This is a genomic window from Klebsiella pneumoniae complex sp. WS1778, assembly GCF_049472055.1.
Lineage (GTDB): Bacteria > Pseudomonadota > Gammaproteobacteria > Enterobacterales > Enterobacteriaceae > Klebsiella > Klebsiella quasipneumoniae.
This window is the reverse complement of sequence record NZ_JBKGTJ010000001.1, coordinates 44808-62925: the sequence shown is the minus strand read 5'-3', so window position 1 is coordinate 62925 and position 18118 is coordinate 44808. Positions and strand designations below refer to the sequence as shown.

Sequence of the window (18118 nt, the reverse complement as noted above, 5' to 3'; positions counted from 1 at the left end):
TCGTCAGCCAGGCCGACGATGACGATAAATTACTGGCCACTCAGCACCCTCGCCGGGTCGATACGGCTGGCGCGGCGGGCGGGATACCAGCTGGCCAGCAAACTCAGCAACAGTGCTGTCACCAGCACATAAAAGACGTCCAGCCAGTGCAGTTCTGACGGCAGGAAGTCAATAAAATAGATGTCGCCGGAGAGGAATTTATGCCCAATCAGGTATTCGATGCCGTTGATGATTGACGTCAGGTTCAACGCGCAGATCACGCCGATCACCACCCCAAACAGGCTGCCTACCGATCCGGCTAATAAACCATACCACACGAAAATCGCGCGAATTAAGCCGTCTTTTGCGCCAAGCGTGCGCAGCACCGCAATATCGCCGCTCTTGTCTTTGACCGCCATCACCAGCGTCGAGACGATGTTAAAGCAAGCCACGCCGATCACCAGCACCATTGCCAGGTACATAATGGCGCGGATCATCTGGATATCGCGATACATATAGCCGTAGGTGCCGATCCAGCTCTTGATATAGACGTAGCTGTTGGTCACCTCGCCGGCGTCGCGCACCAGCTTGTTAGCATGGAAAACGTCCGTGACCTTGATGGCGATACCGGTCACGCTGCCGCCCATCTCCAGGTACTGCTGCGCATCCTGCATCGGGATCATGGCAAAACTATGATCGAGCTGGCCGCTCAGCTGCAAAATACCGGTCACATGCAGCCTGACGCGTTTCGGCTGCAGCAGCTGATGGTCGGCGTCGGCGTTAGGGATCATGATCGACACCCAGTCTCCCTGCTTCACGTGCAGCGCATCAGCGACGCCTTTACCCAGAATCACCTGCTGTTCACCGGCCTTGAAGCCGGCCCACGCGTTATTCTGCACAAAGGTGGGCAGCGCGCTGAGCCGGGTTTCCTGCTGCGGGTCGACCCCTTTCACCTGGATGGCGCGCATATTGCTGCCGCTTTCCACCAGGCCGGTGAAGTTAATATAGGGCGCCGCGGCGACTATCCCCTTCACTTTCTGCACCTTAGCCAGCGCCTCCTGCCAGTTATTCCACGGCTGGTTCACGGGTTCGATTTCACCGTGCGGCACCACCGCCAGCACGCGGTTATTCAGCTCGCGCTCAAAGCCGTTCATCGCGCTGAGGCCGACGATCAGCACTGCCACCCCCAGCGCAATACCGATGGTGGAGATCACCGAGATCAGCGACACCATGCCGCCGCGCCGCCGGCCGCGGCTGAAACGCAATGCAATCAGTAACGATAACGGAGAGGCCATTACTCGGCCCCCATCAGGGTCAGGTCGGCGGTCAGGCGGCCATCGCGCATCTCCAGCTGGCGGCTCATCCGCTTCGCCAGCTGCAGGTCGTGGGTCACCACCAGAAACGCGGTGCGCTGCGCGAGGTTCAGTTCGCCCAGCAGCTGGAAGATGCTGTCGGCGTTGCGAGCGTCGAGGTTACCGGTCGGCTCATCCGCCAATACCAGTCGCGGTTTGTTCACCAGCGCGCGGGCAATCGCCACCCGCTGGCGTTCGCCACCGGAGAGTTCCGACGGACGGTGATGGCTGCGGTGTTCAAGCCCGACCGCCTGCAGCATCGCTTTCGCCTGGCGTTCAATGTCCGCCGGCTTCTTTTTGCCAATCAGCAGCGGCATCGCCACGTTTTCCAGTGCGCTAAAGTCCGGCAGCAGATGGTGGAACTGATAGATAAAGCCCAGCTCGCGGTTACGCAGGTCGGCGCGCGCGGCGGTGGAGAGCTTGCTCATCGGCTGGCCGGAGAAAATCACGTCGCCAGAGGTGGGGGTATCGAGGCCGCCCAGCAGATGCAGCAGGGTACTTTTGCCGGAGCCGGAGGTACCGACGATGGCCATCATCTCGCCTTCATCAATGCTGAAGCTGACATTGTGCAGGACATCGGTTTGCACATTGCCTTCCTGATAGCGTTTGCACAGGTTGTCGCATTGCAGCAGGATCTTATTCATAACGTAAAGCCTCAGCGGGTTGAGTGGCGGCAGCGCGCCAGGAAGGGTACAACGTAGACAACAATGCCAGCGCCATCGCCACCAGGGCGATAACGACGACCTGCAGCGGCTCAATCGCCACCGGCAGCGCCGCGCCGTCAAGGAAGGCGCCGATGATCGGCATTAAATTATTCAACTGGCTGGCCAGCAGCGCACCAAGCACCGCTCCCAGCAGCGCGCCGACGATCCCTGCGCTGGCGCCCTGCACCATGAAGACGGCCATAATCTGCCGCGGCGTCAGCCCCTGGGTCTGCAGGATCGCCACTTCGCCCTGCTTCTCCATCACCATCATCCCCAGCGAGGTAATAATGTTGAAGGCCGCGACGGCGACGATCAGGCTGAGCAGCAGGCCCATCATATTTTTCTCCATGCGCACCGCCTGGAACAGTTCACCCTTGCGCTCGCGCCAGTCCTGCCACTGGGTGCCCGGCGGCAGCGTCTGCTGGCTGAGGGTATCCACTTGCAGCGGTTTATCCAGCCACAGGCGCCAGCCGGTGATATTCCCCAGCGGATAGCGCATCAAACGGGAAGCGTCGTCGATGTTGGTCAGCATCTGATAACCATCGACTTCGCTGTTGGCAGCGAAGGTGCCGATGACCGTAAACAGGCGCTGGCTCGGCACGCGGCCCATCGGCGTAAACTGGCTGGCGGAAGGAACCATCAGGCGAATTTTATCGCCGCGATTAACCCCCAGCTGACCCGCCAGCTGCTCGCCGAGAATAACGTTATATTTACCCGCCTGCAGATCGCTCTGTTTGACGTTCACCAGATACGGGGTCAGGGGATCGTTCTGCGCCGGGTCGATGCCCAGCATGACCCCAACCGCCACGCTGCGCGCGCTCTGCAGCACCACGTCGCCGGTGGTGATCGGCGCCACCCGGGTTACGCCCTGGAGTTTCGCCTCGCGCTCCGGCAGCTGTTGGGGATTCACCGAACCCTGTTTGGCGCTAAGTATGGCCTGGGGCATCAGCCCCAGGATGTTGTTTTGCAGCTCGCGTTCAAAGCCGTTCATCACCGACAGGACCGTCACCAGCGCCATGACGCCGAGGGTAATACCGATGGTGGAAAGCCAGGAGACGAAGCGACCGAAGCGGTCGGCTGCTCGCCCACGCATATAGCGCAGGCCGATAAAGAGTGCGGCAGGTTGATACATGTCATCCATCTGGTTGCTGATAGCCGATTCCCGAGTATATAAGCGATTAGGGGCAGCGTAAATGACTGATACCTGACGACTTTATTAGCAAAAATCCTAAAACCCAAGCAAATACAAACGGATAGATAAGTACTTACTTATTTATCTTTACGCTTATCGACAGCGCTGACCTTTCTTCACCCAACACGCGATGGCAATTCGGGTTGGCGAATCCAGACCAATCGCGGATAATCTCACTATTGAATATCAGCGAGTTGCCCTCCATATCGGCAGAGCGAATCCCTAAGAGACCATGAAACCGTCTATGCCTGAACAATATCGATACTCATTGCCGGTGAAAGCCGGTGACCAGCGCCAGCTTGGCGAGTTGACCGGCGCAGCCTGCGCCACCCTGGTGGCGGAGATGGCCGAACGCCACAAGGGCCCGGTGGTGCTGGTGGCGCCTGACATGCAAAACGCGCTGCGTCTGAACGACGAGATCAGGCAGTTCACCGACAGCATGGTGATGGGGCTGGCGGACTGGGAGACGCTCCCTTATGACAGCTTCTCACCGCATCAGGACATCATCTCCTCCCGTCTTGCCACCCTTTACCAGTTACCCACCATGCAGCGCGGCGTGCTGATCGTCCCGGTCAGCACGCTGATGCAGCGCGTCTGTCCGCACAGCTTCCTTCACGGCCACGCGCTGGTGATGAAAAAGGGTCAGCGCCTGTCGCGCGATGCGCTGCGCGATCAGCTTGAGGGGGCCGGCTACCGCCATGTCGATCAGGTGATGGAGCATGGCGAATATGCTACCCGCGGCGCGCTGCTCGATCTGTTCCCGATGGGCAGCGACCAGCCCTACCGCCTCGATTTCTTTGACGATGAAATCGACAGCCTGCGCCTGTTCGACGTCGACAGCCAGCGCACGCTGGAGGAAGTGGCGGCCATTAACCTGCTCCCGGCGCACGAATTCCCCACCGACCAGACCGCCATCGAGCTGTTCCGCAGCCAGTGGCGCGACCGCTTTGAAGTGAAACGCGATGCCGAGCATATCTATCAGCAGGTCAGTAAAGGGACGCTGCCTGCCGGTATCGAATACTGGCAGCCGCTGTTCTTCAGCGAGCCGCTGCCGCCGTTATTCAGCTATTTCCCGTCCAGCACGCTGATCGTCAACACCGGCGATCTCGAGACCAGCGCGGAGCGTTTCCAGAATGAAGCCCGCGCCCGTTTTGAAAACCGCGGCGTCGATCCGATGCGCCCGCTCCTGCCGCCGGAACTGCTGTGGCTGCGCAGCGATGAGCTGTTTAGCGAACTGAAAAAGTGGCCGCGCGTACAGCTGAAAACCGAGCGCCTGGCGGACAAAGCGGCAAATACCAATCTGGGCTACCAGACGCTGCCGGACATCGCCGTCCAGGCACAAAACAAAGCGCCGCTGGATAATCTGCGCCGCTTCCTCGAAGCGTTTACCGGCCCGGTTATCTTCTCGGTGGAAAGCGAGGGTCGCCGTGAAGCGCTGAGCGAAATGCTGGCGCGGATTAAAGTTGCGCCAAAACACGTGCTGCGTCTGGAGGAAGCCACCGGCAACGGCCGCTATCTGATGATTGGCGCCGCCGAGCACGGGTTTATCGACAGCCAGCGCGGCCTGGCGCTGATTTGCGAGAGCGACCTGCTCGGCGAGCGCGTAGCGCGCCGTCGTCAGGATTCCCGTCGCACCATTAACCCTGACACACTCATTCGCAACCTTGCCGAACTGCATATCGGCCAGCCGGTCGTTCACCTGGAACACGGCGTGGGCCGCTACGCAGGCATGACTACCCTGGAGGCGGGCGGCATCACCGGCGAATACCTGATGCTGACCTACGCTAACGATGCCAAATTATACGTTCCGGTCTCCTCCCTGCATCTTATTAGCCGCTACGCCGGCGGAGCGGAAGAGAACGCGCCCCTGCACAAGCTGGGCGGCGATGCCTGGACCCGGGCGCGGCAAAAAGCGGCCGAGAAGGTACGCGACGTCGCGGCCGAATTGCTGGATATCTACGCCCAGCGCGCAGCGAAAGCCGGGTTTGCCTTTAAACACGACCGCGAACAGTATCAGCTGTTCTGCGACGGTTTCCCATTTGAAACCACGCCGGATCAGGCGCAGGCGATCAACGCCGTCCTCAGCGATATGTGCCAGCCGCTGGCCATGGACCGCCTGGTGTGTGGCGATGTGGGCTTCGGCAAAACTGAAGTGGCCATGCGCGCCGCCTTCCTCGCCGTGGAGAACCACAAACAGGTGGCGGTACTGGTGCCGACCACCCTGCTGGCTCAGCAGCACTATGACAACTTCCGCGATCGTTTCGCCAACTGGCCGGTACGCATCGAAATGCTCTCCCGTTTCCGCAGCGCTAAGGAGCAGGCGCAGATCCTCGAGCAGGCCGCGGAAGGCAAAATCGATATCTTGATCGGCACCCACAAGCTGCTGCAAAGCGAGGTGAAGCTGCGCGATCTGGGGCTGCTGATCGTCGACGAAGAGCACCGGTTTGGCGTGCGGCATAAAGAGCGCATCAAAGCGATGCGCGCCGATGTCGATATCCTGACCCTCACCGCCACGCCGATCCCGCGAACGCTGAACATGGCGATGAGCGGGATGCGGGATCTGTCGATCATCGCCACGCCGCCGGCGCGCCGCCTGGCGGTAAAGACCTTCGTTCGCGAATACGATGCGCTGGTGGTGCGCGAGGCGATCCTGCGTGAAACACTGCGCGGCGGCCAGGTTTACTACCTGTTTAATGACGTCGAGAACATCCAGAAAGCCGCCGACAAACTGGCGGAGCTGGTGCCTGAGGCGCGGATCGCCATCGGCCACGGTCAGATGCGGGAGCGTGAGCTGGAGCGGGTGATGAATGACTTCCATCACCAGCGCTTCAATGTGCTGGTGTGCACCACCATCATCGAAACCGGGATCGACATTCCCACCGCCAACACCATCATCATCGAACGCGCCGACCATTTTGGCCTCGCCCAGCTGCACCAGCTGCGCGGCCGCGTTGGCCGCTCCCATCACCAGGCCTATGCCTGGCTGCTGACGCCGCATCCAAAGGCGATGACCACCGATGCGCAAAAGCGCCTCGAAGCCATTGCCTCGCTGGAAGATCTCGGCGCCGGCTTTGCGCTAGCCACCCACGATCTGGAGATCCGCGGTGCCGGGGAACTGCTGGGCGAAGATCAGAGCGGTCAGATGGAGACCATCGGCTTCTCCCTGTATATGGAGTTGCTGGAGAATGCGGTGGATGCGCTGAAAGCCGGGCGCGAGCCGTCGCTGGAGGATCTCACCAGCCAGCAGACCGAAGTCGAACTGCGCATGCCTTCCCTGCTGCCTGACGATTTCATCCCCGACGTCAATACCCGCCTGTCGTTCTATAAGCGCATTGCCAGCGCCAAAAACGAACAGGATCTGGAGGAGATCAAAGTCGAGCTGATCGATCGTTTTGGTCGCCTGCCCGACGCCGCCCGCAACCTGCTGGATATCGCCCGTCTGCGTCAGCAGGCGCAGAAGCTGGGGATCCGTAAACTGGAAAGTAACGAAAAAGGCGGCGTGATCGAATTTAACGAGAAAAACAACGTCAATCCAGTGTGGTTAATTGGCCTGCTGCAGAAGCAGCCGCAGCACTTCCGCCTGGACGGGCCGACGCGCCTGAAGTTCATGCAGGATCTCGAGGAGCGTAAGACGCGGATGGACTGGGTTCGCCAGTTCATGCGCCAGCTGGAAGAGAACGCCGTCGCCTGATCGCGGGGGGATATGGCCGTTACGCCGTATCCCCCTTTCCACATATCTGGCAATCTTTACAAACATTTTGCAATCCGCCTGGATTTCCCCACACAGACTCACGCCATAATCTCATCTCCTTTTTCATATAAAAATAACCACTTATATATTTTGGAGTTATGGTAATGAGAATCCGTTTCCCCTTGATGCTGGCGCTGGTCGCGCTGGTTGCTGCGCTGGCGCTGCCCGCGCGCGCTAACACCTGGCCCCTTCCCCCGCCGGGCAGCCGACTGGTGGGGCAGAATCAGTTCCATGTGGTGCAGGATAACGGCGGTTCGCTGGAGGCGATTGCCAAAAAGTACAATGTCGGCTTCCTGGCCCTGCTGCAGGCCAATCCCGGGGTGGACCCCTACGTTCCGCGCGCCGGCAGCGTGCTGACCATCCCCCTGCAGACGCTGCTGCCCGATGCGCCGCGCGAAGGGCTGGTGATTAACCTTGCCGAACTGCGCCTCTACTATTACCCGCCGGGCAAGAATGAAGTGACCGTCTACCCGATAGGCATCGGCCAGCTGGGCGGAACCACCATCACACCGACAATGGTTACCACCGTGTCCGACAAGCGGGCCAATCCGACCTGGACGCCAACCGCCAACATTCGCGCGCGCTACAAAGCGATGGGGATTGAGCTGCCGGCGGTGGTGCCTGCCGGTCCTGACAACCCGATGGGACATCACGCCATCCGCCTCGCCGCCTATGGCGGAGTCTATCTCCTGCACGGCACCAATGCCGATTTCGGCATTGGTATGCGCGTCAGCTCCGGCTGTATTCGTCTGCGCGACAACGATATCAAGGCGCTGTACAACGCCATCTCGCCGGGCACGAAGGTGAATATTATCAACACGCCGATCAAGGCGTCGGTAGAGCCGGACGGTCGCCGTCTGGTTGAGGTCCATCAGCCGCTGTCTGAGCATATCGATGACGACCCGCAGACCCTGCCTATTACGCTTAACGCGGCCATGAAGGCGTTCAAACAGGCGCCGCAGACCGACGGAACAGTGATGGAGCGCGCGATGAATTACCGCTCGGGCATGCCCATTGACGTCACCCGTCATGCGGACCCCGGCCCGCAGTCGCTGTAACCTCACACCGCAGAAAACAAAAAACCCGCCTGAAGGCGGGTTTTTTGTTGGCAAGGGTCAAACAGGGGTACAACAGGGTTTTACTCATCGCTGACCGGTGAAGGGGGCCGGGCAGCGACGCATCGGGTTTACTTGTAGATAACCGCGGTACCGTGAAGGGTATTCGGACCGGTTACCGAAGTAATACGGTATGAGGTGGCGCCCATCTCATCCGCTTTCTGCGCCAGCTGGTCTTCCAGCGAACCCAGGTTAGTCCCTGCGGAAGCTGAGATAGTACCCACTTTATGCTGGCCGGCTGGGGTGGACTGCACCTCAACAGCGGCAAAGCTGGCGAAAGAGAGGGAGCTAAGAACGGCGGCAATAGCCAGAGTATTAACGGTTTTCATGATTATTATACCTATGCAGATGAATTTTATAGTAGGGTCGTAAGCATTAACTTAACGATCGATAGGTAAATATTAATGTGATCTAAGTCACACGTCAACGCATTTTTATAACGATCGTTTAACTATTTATAAAATGCTTAATTTTCATACGCATATGAATTATTTATTTTTGAACCAACAGCGCTGGCCCCGGCGATCGTTTATTTTTATAATGACGATTCACCAAACCAACATAGGTACAACGGCATCATGACAACTGACGTTCAAAGTTGCGCCAAAAAAAGCCGTGGCCGACCGAAGGTGTTCGACAGGGATGCGGCGCTGGACAAAGCCATGACACTCTTCTGGCAGCACGGCTATGAGGCGACCTCGCTCGCCGATCTGGTCGAGGCGACAGGAGCAAAAGCCCCCACCCTGTATGCGGAATTTGTGAATAAAGAAGGACTGTTCCGCGCAGTATTGGACCGTTACATTTCGCGCTTTGCCGCGAAGCACGAAGCCGTGCTGTTTGCTGAGGGAAAATCCGTCGATCGGGCGTTGCGCGACTACTTCACCGCGGTCGCCACCTGTTTTACCAGCAAAGAGACACCGGCCGGCTGCTTTATCATTAATACCTCCGCCGCGCTGGCCGCCTCCTCGACGGATATCGCCAATACCATCAAATCCCGCCATGCGATGCAGGAGCAGGCGCTAACCCAGTTTCTGCAGCAGCGGCAAGCACAGGGCGAACTGCCCGCGGGCCGCGACGTGGGGCAGCTGGCGCAGTTTCTCAACTGTGTCCTGCAGGGGATGTCCATCAGCGCACGGGAAGGCGCCGATTTTGACAAACTGATGCAAATCACTGACACCACCCTCCGTCTCTGGCCGCTGGTCCTCGAGTCCTGATGCGCCCCGCTTCCGGCGGTGTTCAACCGCCGGAACCGCCAGCCGTTTCGCTTTATCCCCACAAAATAGATTGATTTTTATTACCTTTTCTCGCGCAAGATAAACGCAAATGATATTGATTGCGATATTCATTATGTGCAAAATCCTTTTTTGAGTTTTTCCAGATGTTTCGCATTGTAACGAATACCGGCCCGACGCCGGCCCATAACAACGACAAAACAACTTGCTCATAAAAGGAATGGATATGAAAAAGCGCCTCTGGGTGCTCCACCCTCTGCTGCTGGCCAGCGCTCTGCCTGCGCTGGCGGCTCAGTCTGAAGAAGACAGCATCATCGTTAGCGCGAACCGCACCCATCGCACCGTAGCCGAAATGGCCCAAACCACCTGGGTCATTGAGGGCCAGGAAATTGAGCAGCAGGTCCAGGGCGGAAAAGAGTTCAAAGACGTGCTGGCGCAGCTGATCCCGGGCATCGACGTCAGCAGCCAGGGGCGCACCAACTATGGGATGAACATGCGCGGGCGCGCCATCGTCGTGCTGATTGACGGCGTCCGGCTCAACTCTTCACGCACCGACAGCCGCCAGCTCGACGCCATCGACCCGTTCAACATCGAGCATGTCGAAGTGATCTCCGGGGCAACCTCGCTGTACGGCGGCGGCAGTACCGGCGGACTTATCAACATCGTCACCAAAAAAGGGCAGCAGGATCGCCAGGTCGATCTTGAGGTGGGCAGCAAGAGCGGGTTTGCAAACAGCAACGATCATGATGAGCGTGTCGCGGCGGCGGTCAGCGGCGGGACAGACCACGCGTCCGGGCGTTTATCGGTAGCCTATCAGCGTTTCGGCGGTTGGTACGACGGCAATAACGATGCGCTGATCCTCGATAACACCCAAACGGGGCTCCAGCACTCTGATCGTCTGGACGTCATGGGGACGGGAACGATCGAGATCGACGACAACCGCCAGCTGCAGCTGGTCACCCAGTACTATAAAAGCCAGGGCGATGATGACTATGGCCTGTGGCTCGGGAAAAATATGTCCGCGGTCACCAGCGGCGGCAAAGCGTACACCACCGATGGGCTCAATTCCGATCGTATCCCCGGCACCGAGCGCCATCTGATCAGCCTCCAGTACTCCGATGCCGATTTCTTCGGCCAGAATCTGGTGAGCCAGGTGTACTATCGCGATGAGTCCCTCACCTTTTATCCATTCCCGACGCTCAGCAAAGGTCAGGTCAGCAGCTTCTCCTCGTCGCAGCAGGATACCGATCAGTACGGGGCAAAGCTGACCCTCAACAGCCAGCCGCTGGCGGGATGGGATCTCACCTGGGGTCTCGACGCCGATCATGAGACCTTCAATGCCAACCAGATGTTCTTCGATCTGCAACAATCGCTGGCGTCGGGCGGGCTGCACAACGAATCGATCTACACCACCGGCCGCTATCCGGGATACAGTATCTCCAACGTCGCGCCGTTCCTGCAGTCGAGCTATGATCTGAACGATATCTTTACCCTCAGCGGCGGAGTTCGCTACCAGTGGACCGAAAACCGGGTTGACGACTTTGTCGGCTACGCCCAGCAACAGGATATCGCCAACGGCAAAGCGCGCTCCGCCGACGCCATCAAAGGCGGCAAAACCGATTATGACAACTTCCTGTTTAACGCCGGGATCGTGGCCCATCTGACCGAGCGTCAGCAGACCTGGTTTAACTTCTCGCAGGGCGTTGAGCTGCCGGATCCGGGTAAATACTATGGCATCGGGAAATACGGCGCGGCGGTCAACGGTCATCTGCCGCTGCTCTCCAGCGTCAACGTCGATGACTCGCCGCTGCAGGGGATCAAAGTTAACTCGTATGAGCTGGGCTGGCGCTATACCGGCGATAACCTGCGCACCCAGCTGGCGGCGTATTACTCGACTTCGGATAAGACCATCGTCGTCAACCGTACCGATATGACCATCGATGTTCAGTCCGACAAACGGCGTATTTACGGCGTTGAGGGTGCGGTCGATTACTTTATTCCGGACAGCGACTGGAGCGTCGGCGGCAACTTCAACGTGCTGAAATCACAGGTGCAGACCGATGGCCGCTGGCAGAAGTGGGACGTCACCCTCGCCTCGCCGTCCAAAGCCACCGCCTGGGTGGGCTGGGCGCCGGATCCGTGGAGCCTGCGCGTGCAGAGCCAGCAGGTGTTTGACCTCAGCGACGCCGCCGGCAACAAGCTGGAAGGCTATAACACCGTCGATTTTATCGGCAGTTACGCGCTGCCGGTGGGAAAACTGACCTTCAGTATCGAAAACCTGCTTAACGAAGACTATATCACCATCTGGGGCCAGCGCGCGCCGCTGCTCTACAGCCCAACCTACGGCAGCTCGTCGCTGTATGAATACAAGGGCCGCGGCCGCACCTTCGGTCTGAATTACGCGTTAACCTTCTGATAAAAAAAGCCCCTCAGCCTGAGCGATTGAGGGGCTAATCAATACACAAATCTGTTTTTAGATTTTGTTGTTCAGGACCAGCTGGCCGTTGTTGTCCAGCGGGATCTGGCTGCCAGGATCGTGATCCATCCGGATTTTCCCCTGCTGATCGCCTATCTTATAGGTCACATCGTAACCCAGCATTTTGTCGGATTTGTCATACACCGTTTTGCAGCGCTGCTGCGTGGTGGTGTAGGTGTCGTTGTCCTGCATCGCGCCCTGGATCTGGTTACCGGCATAGCCGCCGCCCAGCGCGCCCACCACCGTCGCCACGCTGCGTCCGTGACCGCCGCCAAACTGGTGGCCAATCACCCCGCCCGCCACCGCGCCCAGCACAGAACCGGCGATGCGGTTTTCATCCTGTACCGGACGACGATGGGTCACGGTGACATTGCGGCATTCCTGGCGCGGGGTTTTCACGGTTTCTTTAATCGGTGTACTGGAGACCACTTGCGCATACTGCGGGCCGCGATCTAACACGTTGAGACCAGCGACAGCTGCAACGCCCAGCGCGGCAGCCACGCCTATCCCTATACCCGCCAACATAGATTTATTCACGGGAGATCCTCCTTTGTTGCTGTTGATACAATTTTGCAACCGGACCCGGGAAGGCGCAAATCAGATAGCGGATGAAAAGTGCGAGAATTCGCTGCAAATCAAAGGGATTCAGAGGATTCCGAGCGGGATTGCCGCCGGTTCAGCAGAAGAGCCCGGAGGCGCCGCCAGGGCGCGCTCCGGGTCGCAACAGCAATTAATGCAGCTTGAGGCGCGGGCGAATGATGCGGTTGATGCGCCCAACCAGCATCATCAGGCCGGTTTTGAAATAGCCGTGCAGGGCGATCTGGTGCATACGGTACAGGGAGATGTACACAAAGCGCGCAATGCGCCCTTCCACCATCATCGAGCCGCGCATCAGGTTGCCCATCAGGCTGCCGACGGTGGAGTAGTTGGATAGCGACACCAGTGAGCCATGGTCTTTATAGGTATACGCCTTCAGCGGTTTACCTTTCATCTGCGCGAGGATGTTATTCAGCGCGCAGGTGGCCATCTGGTGCGCCGCCTGGGCACGCGGTGGTACAAAGCCGCCTTCCGGACGGGCGCAGGAGGCGCAATCGCCAATGGCGAAAATATCCGCGTCGCGGGTGGTCTGCAACGTCGGCTCAACCACCAGCTGATTGATACGGTTGGTTTCCAGGCCGCCGATCTCTTTCATGAAATCTGGCGCTTTGATCCCGGCCGCCCAGACCATCAGATCCGCTTCAATATATTCGCCATCTTTGGTGTGCAGGCCGCCCGCATCGGCGCTGGTGACCATGGTCTGCGTCAGCACCCGTACACCCAGCTTGGTCAGCTCATTATGCGCCGCCCCGGAAATGCGCGGCGGCAGCGCCGGCAGAATGCGTTCGCCCGCTTCGACCAGCGTGACGTTCAGCGCTTCGTTGGTCAGCCCTTTGTAGCCGTAGCTGTGCAGCTGTTTCACGGCATTATGCAACTCAGCGGAGAGTTCCACGCCGGTGGCGCCGCCGCCGACGATGGCAATGTTGACTTTACCGTTAGCGCCGAGGTTCGCGGAGTATTTAAGGAACAGGTTGAGCATTTCCTGATGGAAACGACGCGCCTGGTGCGGGTTGTCGAGGAAAATGCAATTCTCTTTAACGCCAGGGGTGTTGAAGTCATTCGAGGTACTGCCCAGCGCCATCACCAGCGTGTCGTACGGCAGTTTACGCTCAGCCACCAGCAGCTCGCCTTTTTCATTGCGCAGCTCGCCGAGGGTGATGGTCTTCCCTTCGCGATTGATATCGACCACCGACCCCAGCTGGAACTGGAAGCCGTGGTTGCGGGCATGGGCCAGATAGCTCAGCGCATCGACACCTTCATCCAGAGAACCGGTGGCCACTTCGTGCAGCAGCGGCTTCCACAGATGGCTGTGGTTACGGTCCACCAGGGTGATTTTCGCTTTCTTATGGCGCCCTAACTTTTTCCCCAGCTGAGTTGCCAGTTCCAGTCCGCCTGCGCCGCCACCCACAATTACGATTTTTTTCAATGGCGTAGTCATGTGTACCCCTAAAATTATTAACCAATTGTTAAATAAAAGTTATTATAATAGCCTTTATTTAACAACAAGTTACGTCAATGAAACCATTCAGCACTGTCGAGAATACCATGAACGGTGCATTGGTCATACCAAAATTGATGTGCATCAAGTTTTGTCGCGTATTTTTTCAGCGAAACCAATAAGTGTAGACATGAAAAAACCCGCGCGGCGAACCCGGCGCGGGTTTGGAGACAGGGGAAAGGCTTAACCGAGGGTTTTAAACGCTTTCAGCCGCTGCAGGTGCGGCGAAATGTTTTTAAACTTATGGGTCTGCTCTTCATCCCAGATAATTTCATAATAGTGGTGCAGAAGGTCGGCGGAACGCTGGCTGTCCAACGCTTCGTCCTGTCGGGAAAGCACCACCAGGCAGCGATCGCGGTTCTTTTCGCGGAAGTTGGTCACGCATTTGGTGGCGATGTCAGCATACTCTTCCGGTCGGTCGATTTTGCCTTCCATATTCTCATGCGGAAACAGGTTCGGATTGAACACCGCCTGACGGATATCGCACAGGAAACCAATCCGCTCCGCCCAGTAACCGCCGAGTCCAACGCCGCAGATCAGCGGCCGGTCATCGGCGGTAAGCTGCAGCATTTTATCAACCTCTTTCAGCAGATGCTGCATGTCGTGCTTGGGATGGCGCGTGCTGTAGCTTATCAACCGCACGTCAGGGTCAATAAACTGCAACTGCATCACCTTCTCGTGGTTACCGGGGCTGTTCGAGTCAAAACCGTGTAAATAGATAATCATCGCATCCTCACCAGACAACAACGCCCCGCAGAGCGTTACGCGGACTTCGCCTCTTGCCAGCGCGCATGAAGCTGCTCCAGCTGGGCACTCACCGTTTTCCAACGGGCTGAATCCCTTAACTCCTGACGGGAAAAGGAACCTTTATGATACAATTTCGTAACACGCTCTGCTTTGATCGGCGACAGGTTATCCAGCACACTGACCGCGCCCTTACGATTATTGCAGACGAGTATCATATCGCAACCGGCGTCGAGCGATGCCTGGCCGCGTTCGGCATAGCTGCCCATGATCGCCGCCCCTTCCATCGACAGATCGTCGGAGAAAATCACCCCATCGAAGCCCAGCTCGCCGCGCAGCACCGTTTTCAGCCAATAGGCCGAACCGCTCGCCGGACGCGGGTCGAGCTCCGGGTAAATCACATGCGCCGGCATAATGGCATCCAGACGCTGCTCGGCGATAAGGCTTTTGAATACCGCCATATCGTGGTCGCGGATAACCGATGCCGGACGCGGATCGAACGGGGTTTCTTTGTGCGAATCGGCAGTCACCGCCCCGTGTCCCGGGAAGTGTTTGCCGGTGGTTTTCATGCCCGCGGCGTGCATGCCGTCAATGACGTGACGCGCCATCGTCAGCGCTTTCTGCGGATCTTCATGATAAGAACGTTCGCCGATTGCGGCGCTGATATGGCCGACGTCCAGCACCGGCGCAAAGCTGATATCGATGTCCATGGCGATCATTTCGCTGGCCATCAGCCAGCCGGCCTCGGCGGCCAGTTTGCCCCCCTCTTCCATCCCCAGCAGCGCAGCGAAAGACTGGGCCGCCGGTAAACGGGTAAAGCCTTCGCGGAAACGCTGAACGCGTCCCCCTTCCTGATCGACCGCCACCACCAGATGGTTACGGGAGGCTTCGCGGATCTGGCGCACCAGCTCCCGCAGTTGCGCCGGATCGTGATAATTTCGGGTGAAGAGGATCAACCCTCCCACCAATGGATGCGCCAGAATTTCTCGCTCTTCCGCATCCAGTTCATACCCTTCAACATCCAACATCACTGGGCCCACACTGACCTCTCTTATCCTTTGCGTTCGTTGTCTAACTGACACCATGTTTCATCTGCCAGCATGATAAATTGCCGATCCTCGCTCTGCCGCCAGCGCATTTCATACCAGCCCGCCATGAGCAGCAGTACCCACGGACGCCAGCGCGCCACCTGCCGCCATAGCTGCTGCGCGTCGATAGCCGCCCGTCGGGCATATGCCGCCACCAGCTGGCGGCGCTCGTCCGGGGCGATCCACACGGCGGCCAGCTCCAGCGCGATATCGCCATCGCCGGCATATTCCCAGTCGATCAGCTTCAGACCGGCGTCGCTGTGGATAATATTGCCGGCATGGACATCCATATGCAGCGGCGCCAGCCGCAGAGGACGAGGCTCGCCCCGGCGGCACAGCCGCTGATGCCAACGTAGCCAGCGCGGCGTGCGCCGGGCCGGATCGCTCCTCTGCCAGTACTGCGCCAGCAGCGGCCCGAGACTAGCACGCCAGCCGAACCGTGGTTGCTGATGCAAATCATACAATAAGCCAGACAGTTGCGGGCAGTCAGGTAACTCGCTTTTCACCTCACCCGCGCAATACTCCACCACCATCCAGCAGGGCGAGTAAAACAGAGGATTGGGCGCCAGCCTGGCAGGCAGCCGGCGCAGCGCACGATACTGACGGCGAAAATAACAGGCAGCGGCAGACGGGTCGTGCGGCTGACGCAGCACTCGTCGCTGGTCGCCATCGCTGATAATCACACTGCCGCCGCTGAGGCCGGTCTGGCTCAGCGAGGCGACAGGATGATAGTGGGGAAAGAAGCGCGACAAGAGCTCGTCGCGCGTTAGCTTATTGTTGCTGAACCGCACCTTTACCTGACCAGATAATCTCGCCGGTTTGCACCAGCATCAACTGCATCTTCAGCTCGGGCGCGTTGACGTTGCCAGTGGCATTGGAATAAAGCACATACTGCGCGCCCACGTTGCGGGCGATGCCCATGGCTTTGCTGCGGCTGCCGAGGCTGTCCTGCGGCGACAGGCCCAGCTGCTGCTTGGCGACCGCCAGCTGCTGCGGTGAAACAAGGGTAAATTTGCCGTTGCCCGCCAGCGCGTTACGTAACGCGGTGGTGGCTTCTCCGGCATTCAGCGAACCGTTGGTGCGGTTGTTCACGCTGTCAACCAGCAGAATACTGCCGGCATTGACCCCGCCCGCCTGCAGCATCTGTCCCACCATCGGCTGCACCGCGCCGTTCCAGTCATAATGACGCACGCGCGGCGCCGGCTGACCCGACTGCTGATCCTGATGCTCAATCGGTCCTGGCTGCGACGGGACGGAGGGCACCGCCGGTACCGTCGGCACCGTGGGCTGCGGCTGCGCAGGCTGCTGCGGCTGCGGTTTGGCCTCTTCTACCGGCGCGGGCTGCTCACGCAGCCCCGCACAGCCTGCGAGGAATATCGCCAGTGCTGTGATTAACGCATAGCGACACATTTTCATCATTATAATTACCCCTTACAGATAAAGATAAAGGCGGGCCTTATGCGCCCCCAGGATATTGGCGCTGCCATACAACGTCACCGAGGAGCGAGCCGGGACCACGATGGTGCGCGGCGCCTCCAGGGGGTGCATCTCCAGCCCTCGGGCGTCATACCAGAAAAAACGATAATGCACGGTGACCGGCTGTTGGCGCTCGTTATACAGCGTAGAGGAGGCGGTGGCCTGGATCTCCGTCGCCACGACGACAGGCTCGCTGGCGCTGATCCCGGCGGCCAGCACGCTCGACTCCATCACCAGCGCCTGCTGGTCAGAAACCGGGATCTCCGGGTGTGAACTACATCCGGCCAGCAGCCCCGCCGCCAGACACGCGCCCAAAAGGGTCCTTAGCATGGCGTTAGCCTTTGTGCGCCAGCATCGGACCCAGCGGACGACCGCCCAGCAGATGCATATGGATATGGTAAACTTCCTGGCCGCCGTGGCGGTTGCAGTTGACGATCAACCGGTAGCCATCGTCGGCGAGGCCTTCATCGCGGGCAATCTTCGCCGCGACGGTCATCATCCGGCCCAGGGCCAGTTCATGTTCGGTGGTGACGTCATTTACGGTAGGAATCAGAACGTTCGGGACAATCAGAATGTGGGTGGGCGCCTGCGGGGAGATGTCGCGAAAAGCGGTCACAAGCTCATCCTGATAAACAATATCCGACGGGATCTCCCGGCGAATGATTTTGCTGAAAATCGTTTCTTCTGCCATGACTGATTCCTTATTAGTTTTATCCCGTACGCTGGCCTGCTTCTGCAGATAAACGCAGACGCACAGGTTCCGGTAAGAGTATGAGCGACATCCTCCCTCTCTTTCAACCTGAAAGCTCTTTTTCTTATTCAACTATAGACTTAGCTGCTGAGGGAATAAGCATTTGGCGGACAGTTAGCAGGGTTATCGCCTCTGGAAGGCCGATCTTGTCACGTAAAAAAGG

Annotated in this window: 19 protein-coding genes; 5 read left to right on the top strand and 14 right to left on the bottom strand. The window is 58.7% G+C overall.

Going from position 1 to position 18118, the window contains the following annotated elements:
- Positions 1 to 29 precede the first annotated feature (29 nt).
- The 4 genes from lolE to ACLEXF_RS00305 form a co-directional block, all read right to left on the bottom strand.
- Positions 30 to 1274: a lipoprotein-releasing ABC transporter permease subunit LolE gene (gene lolE, locus ACLEXF_RS00320; protein ID WP_008806005.1), complete on the bottom strand. Its 1245-nt coding sequence runs from the start codon at positions 1272 to 1274 to the stop codon at positions 30 to 32.
- Positions 1274 to 1975 (bottom strand): lipoprotein-releasing ABC transporter ATP-binding protein LolD, encoded by a 702-nt coding sequence (gene lolD / locus ACLEXF_RS00315; protein ID WP_004204584.1) that lies wholly within the window; start codon positions 1973 to 1975, stop codon positions 1274 to 1276. The genes lolE and lolD overlap by 1 nt, the downstream gene beginning before the upstream one ends.
- On the bottom strand, positions 1968 to 3167 hold the full coding sequence (lolC, locus tag ACLEXF_RS00310; protein ID WP_004204582.1) for a lipoprotein-releasing ABC transporter permease subunit LolC: 1200 nt from the start codon (positions 3165 to 3167) through the stop codon (positions 1968 to 1970). Before lolC ends, lolD begins: the two co-directional genes overlap by 8 nt.
- A gap of 133 nt (positions 3168 to 3300) precedes the next feature.
- Complete coding sequence (locus tag ACLEXF_RS00305) at positions 3301 to 3432, bottom strand: hypothetical protein (protein WP_004140630.1); 132 nt, start codon at positions 3430 to 3432, stop codon at positions 3301 to 3303.
- 39 nt (positions 3433 to 3471) lie between these two features.
- Between ACLEXF_RS00305 and mfd the strand changes: the two genes are divergently transcribed.
- Positions 3472 to 6918, top strand: a complete 3447-nt coding sequence (gene mfd / locus ACLEXF_RS00300; protein WP_043519500.1) for a transcription-repair coupling factor — start codon at positions 3472 to 3474, stop codon at positions 6916 to 6918.
- 164 nt (positions 6919 to 7082) lie between these two features.
- The gene (ldtC, locus tag ACLEXF_RS00295) at positions 7083 to 8036 is read left to right on the top strand and encodes a L,D-transpeptidase LdtC (protein WP_017898955.1); all 954 of its coding nucleotides are present in this window, start codon (positions 7083 to 7085) and stop codon (positions 8034 to 8036) included.
- A 128-nt stretch (positions 8037 to 8164) separates the two neighbouring features.
- Here the strand turns inward: ldtC and bhsA are convergent, their stop codons facing one another.
- The gene (gene bhsA, locus ACLEXF_RS00290; protein ID WP_002900788.1) at positions 8165 to 8422 is read right to left on the bottom strand and encodes a multiple stress resistance protein BhsA; all 258 of its coding nucleotides are present in this window, start codon (positions 8420 to 8422) and stop codon (positions 8165 to 8167) included.
- Positions 8423 to 8555: 133 nt separating this feature from the next.
- Here bhsA and ACLEXF_RS00285 point away from each other — a divergent pair, with 133 nt between their 5' ends.
- Together ACLEXF_RS00285 and ACLEXF_RS00280 are read left to right on the top strand one after the other, a co-directional pair.
- On the top strand, positions 8556 to 8675 hold the full coding sequence (locus ACLEXF_RS00285; protein WP_048294479.1) for a hypothetical protein: 120 nt from the start codon (positions 8556 to 8558) through the stop codon (positions 8673 to 8675).
- Positions 8672 to 9307 carry a TetR/AcrR family transcriptional regulator gene (locus tag ACLEXF_RS00280; protein WP_004204579.1) on the top strand — a complete coding sequence of 212 codons (636 nt, stop codon included), beginning with the start codon at positions 8672 to 8674 and terminating at the stop codon, positions 9305 to 9307. The genes ACLEXF_RS00285 and ACLEXF_RS00280 overlap by 4 nt, the downstream gene beginning before the upstream one ends.
- 52 nt (positions 9308 to 9359) lie before the next feature.
- Here the strand turns inward: ACLEXF_RS00280 and ACLEXF_RS00275 are convergent, their stop codons facing one another.
- Positions 9360 to 9482 carry a hypothetical protein gene (locus ACLEXF_RS00275; RefSeq protein WP_004140642.1) on the bottom strand — a complete coding sequence of 41 codons (123 nt, stop codon included), beginning with the start codon at positions 9480 to 9482 and terminating at the stop codon, positions 9360 to 9362.
- A gap of 69 nt (positions 9483 to 9551) precedes the next feature.
- On the opposite strand from ACLEXF_RS00275, the gene ACLEXF_RS00270 reads away from it, so the two are divergent.
- The gene (locus tag ACLEXF_RS00270) at positions 9552 to 11741 is read left to right on the top strand and encodes a TonB-dependent siderophore receptor (protein ID WP_043519501.1); all 2190 of its coding nucleotides are present in this window, start codon (positions 9552 to 9554) and stop codon (positions 11739 to 11741) included.
- A 57-nt stretch (positions 11742 to 11798) separates the two neighbouring features.
- On the opposite strand, the gene ACLEXF_RS00265 is transcribed toward ACLEXF_RS00270, so the two are convergent.
- The 8 genes from ACLEXF_RS00265 to hinT all read right to left on the bottom strand — a co-directional run bounded on the left by ACLEXF_RS00265 (position 11799) and on the right by hinT (position 17895).
- A complete protein-coding gene (locus ACLEXF_RS00265) occupies positions 11799 to 12338 on the bottom strand; it encodes a glycine zipper 2TM domain-containing protein (RefSeq protein WP_002900781.1) in 540 nt (179 codons plus the stop codon).
- Positions 12339 to 12531: 193 nt separating this feature from the next.
- Positions 12532 to 13836 carry an NAD(P)/FAD-dependent oxidoreductase gene (locus ACLEXF_RS00260; protein WP_008805997.1) on the bottom strand — a complete coding sequence of 435 codons (1305 nt, stop codon included), beginning with the start codon at positions 13834 to 13836 and terminating at the stop codon, positions 12532 to 12534.
- Positions 13837 to 14079: 243 nt separating this feature from the next.
- Positions 14080 to 14622, bottom strand: coding sequence for an alpha/beta hydrolase YcfP (gene ycfP, locus ACLEXF_RS00255; RefSeq protein WP_002900775.1), 543 nt, complete (start codon positions 14620 to 14622; stop codon positions 14080 to 14082).
- 35 nt (positions 14623 to 14657) lie between these two features.
- Positions 14658 to 15668, bottom strand: a complete 1011-nt coding sequence (gene nagZ / locus ACLEXF_RS00250) for a beta-N-acetylhexosaminidase (RefSeq protein ID WP_072140424.1) — start codon at positions 15666 to 15668, stop codon at positions 14658 to 14660.
- Between the two features lie 23 nt (positions 15669 to 15691).
- Positions 15692 to 16519 carry a thiamine kinase gene (gene thiK, locus ACLEXF_RS00245; protein WP_043519502.1) on the bottom strand — a complete coding sequence of 276 codons (828 nt, stop codon included), beginning with the start codon at positions 16517 to 16519 and terminating at the stop codon, positions 15692 to 15694.
- Positions 16500 to 17138: a penicillin-binding protein activator LpoB gene (gene lpoB, locus ACLEXF_RS00240; protein WP_072096711.1), complete on the bottom strand. Its 639-nt coding sequence runs from the start codon at positions 17136 to 17138 to the stop codon at positions 16500 to 16502. The genes thiK and lpoB overlap by 20 nt, the downstream gene beginning before the upstream one ends.
- A 21-nt stretch (positions 17139 to 17159) precedes the next feature.
- Entirely contained in the window at positions 17160 to 17534 is a 375-nt protein-coding gene (locus tag ACLEXF_RS00235) for a YcfL family protein (RefSeq protein ID WP_004204572.1), read from the bottom strand.
- Between the two features lie 4 nt (positions 17535 to 17538).
- Complete coding sequence (hinT, locus tag ACLEXF_RS00230; RefSeq protein ID WP_004204571.1) at positions 17539 to 17895, bottom strand: purine nucleoside phosphoramidase; 357 nt, start codon at positions 17893 to 17895, stop codon at positions 17539 to 17541.
- Between the last annotated feature and the right edge of the window lie 223 nt (positions 17896 to 18118).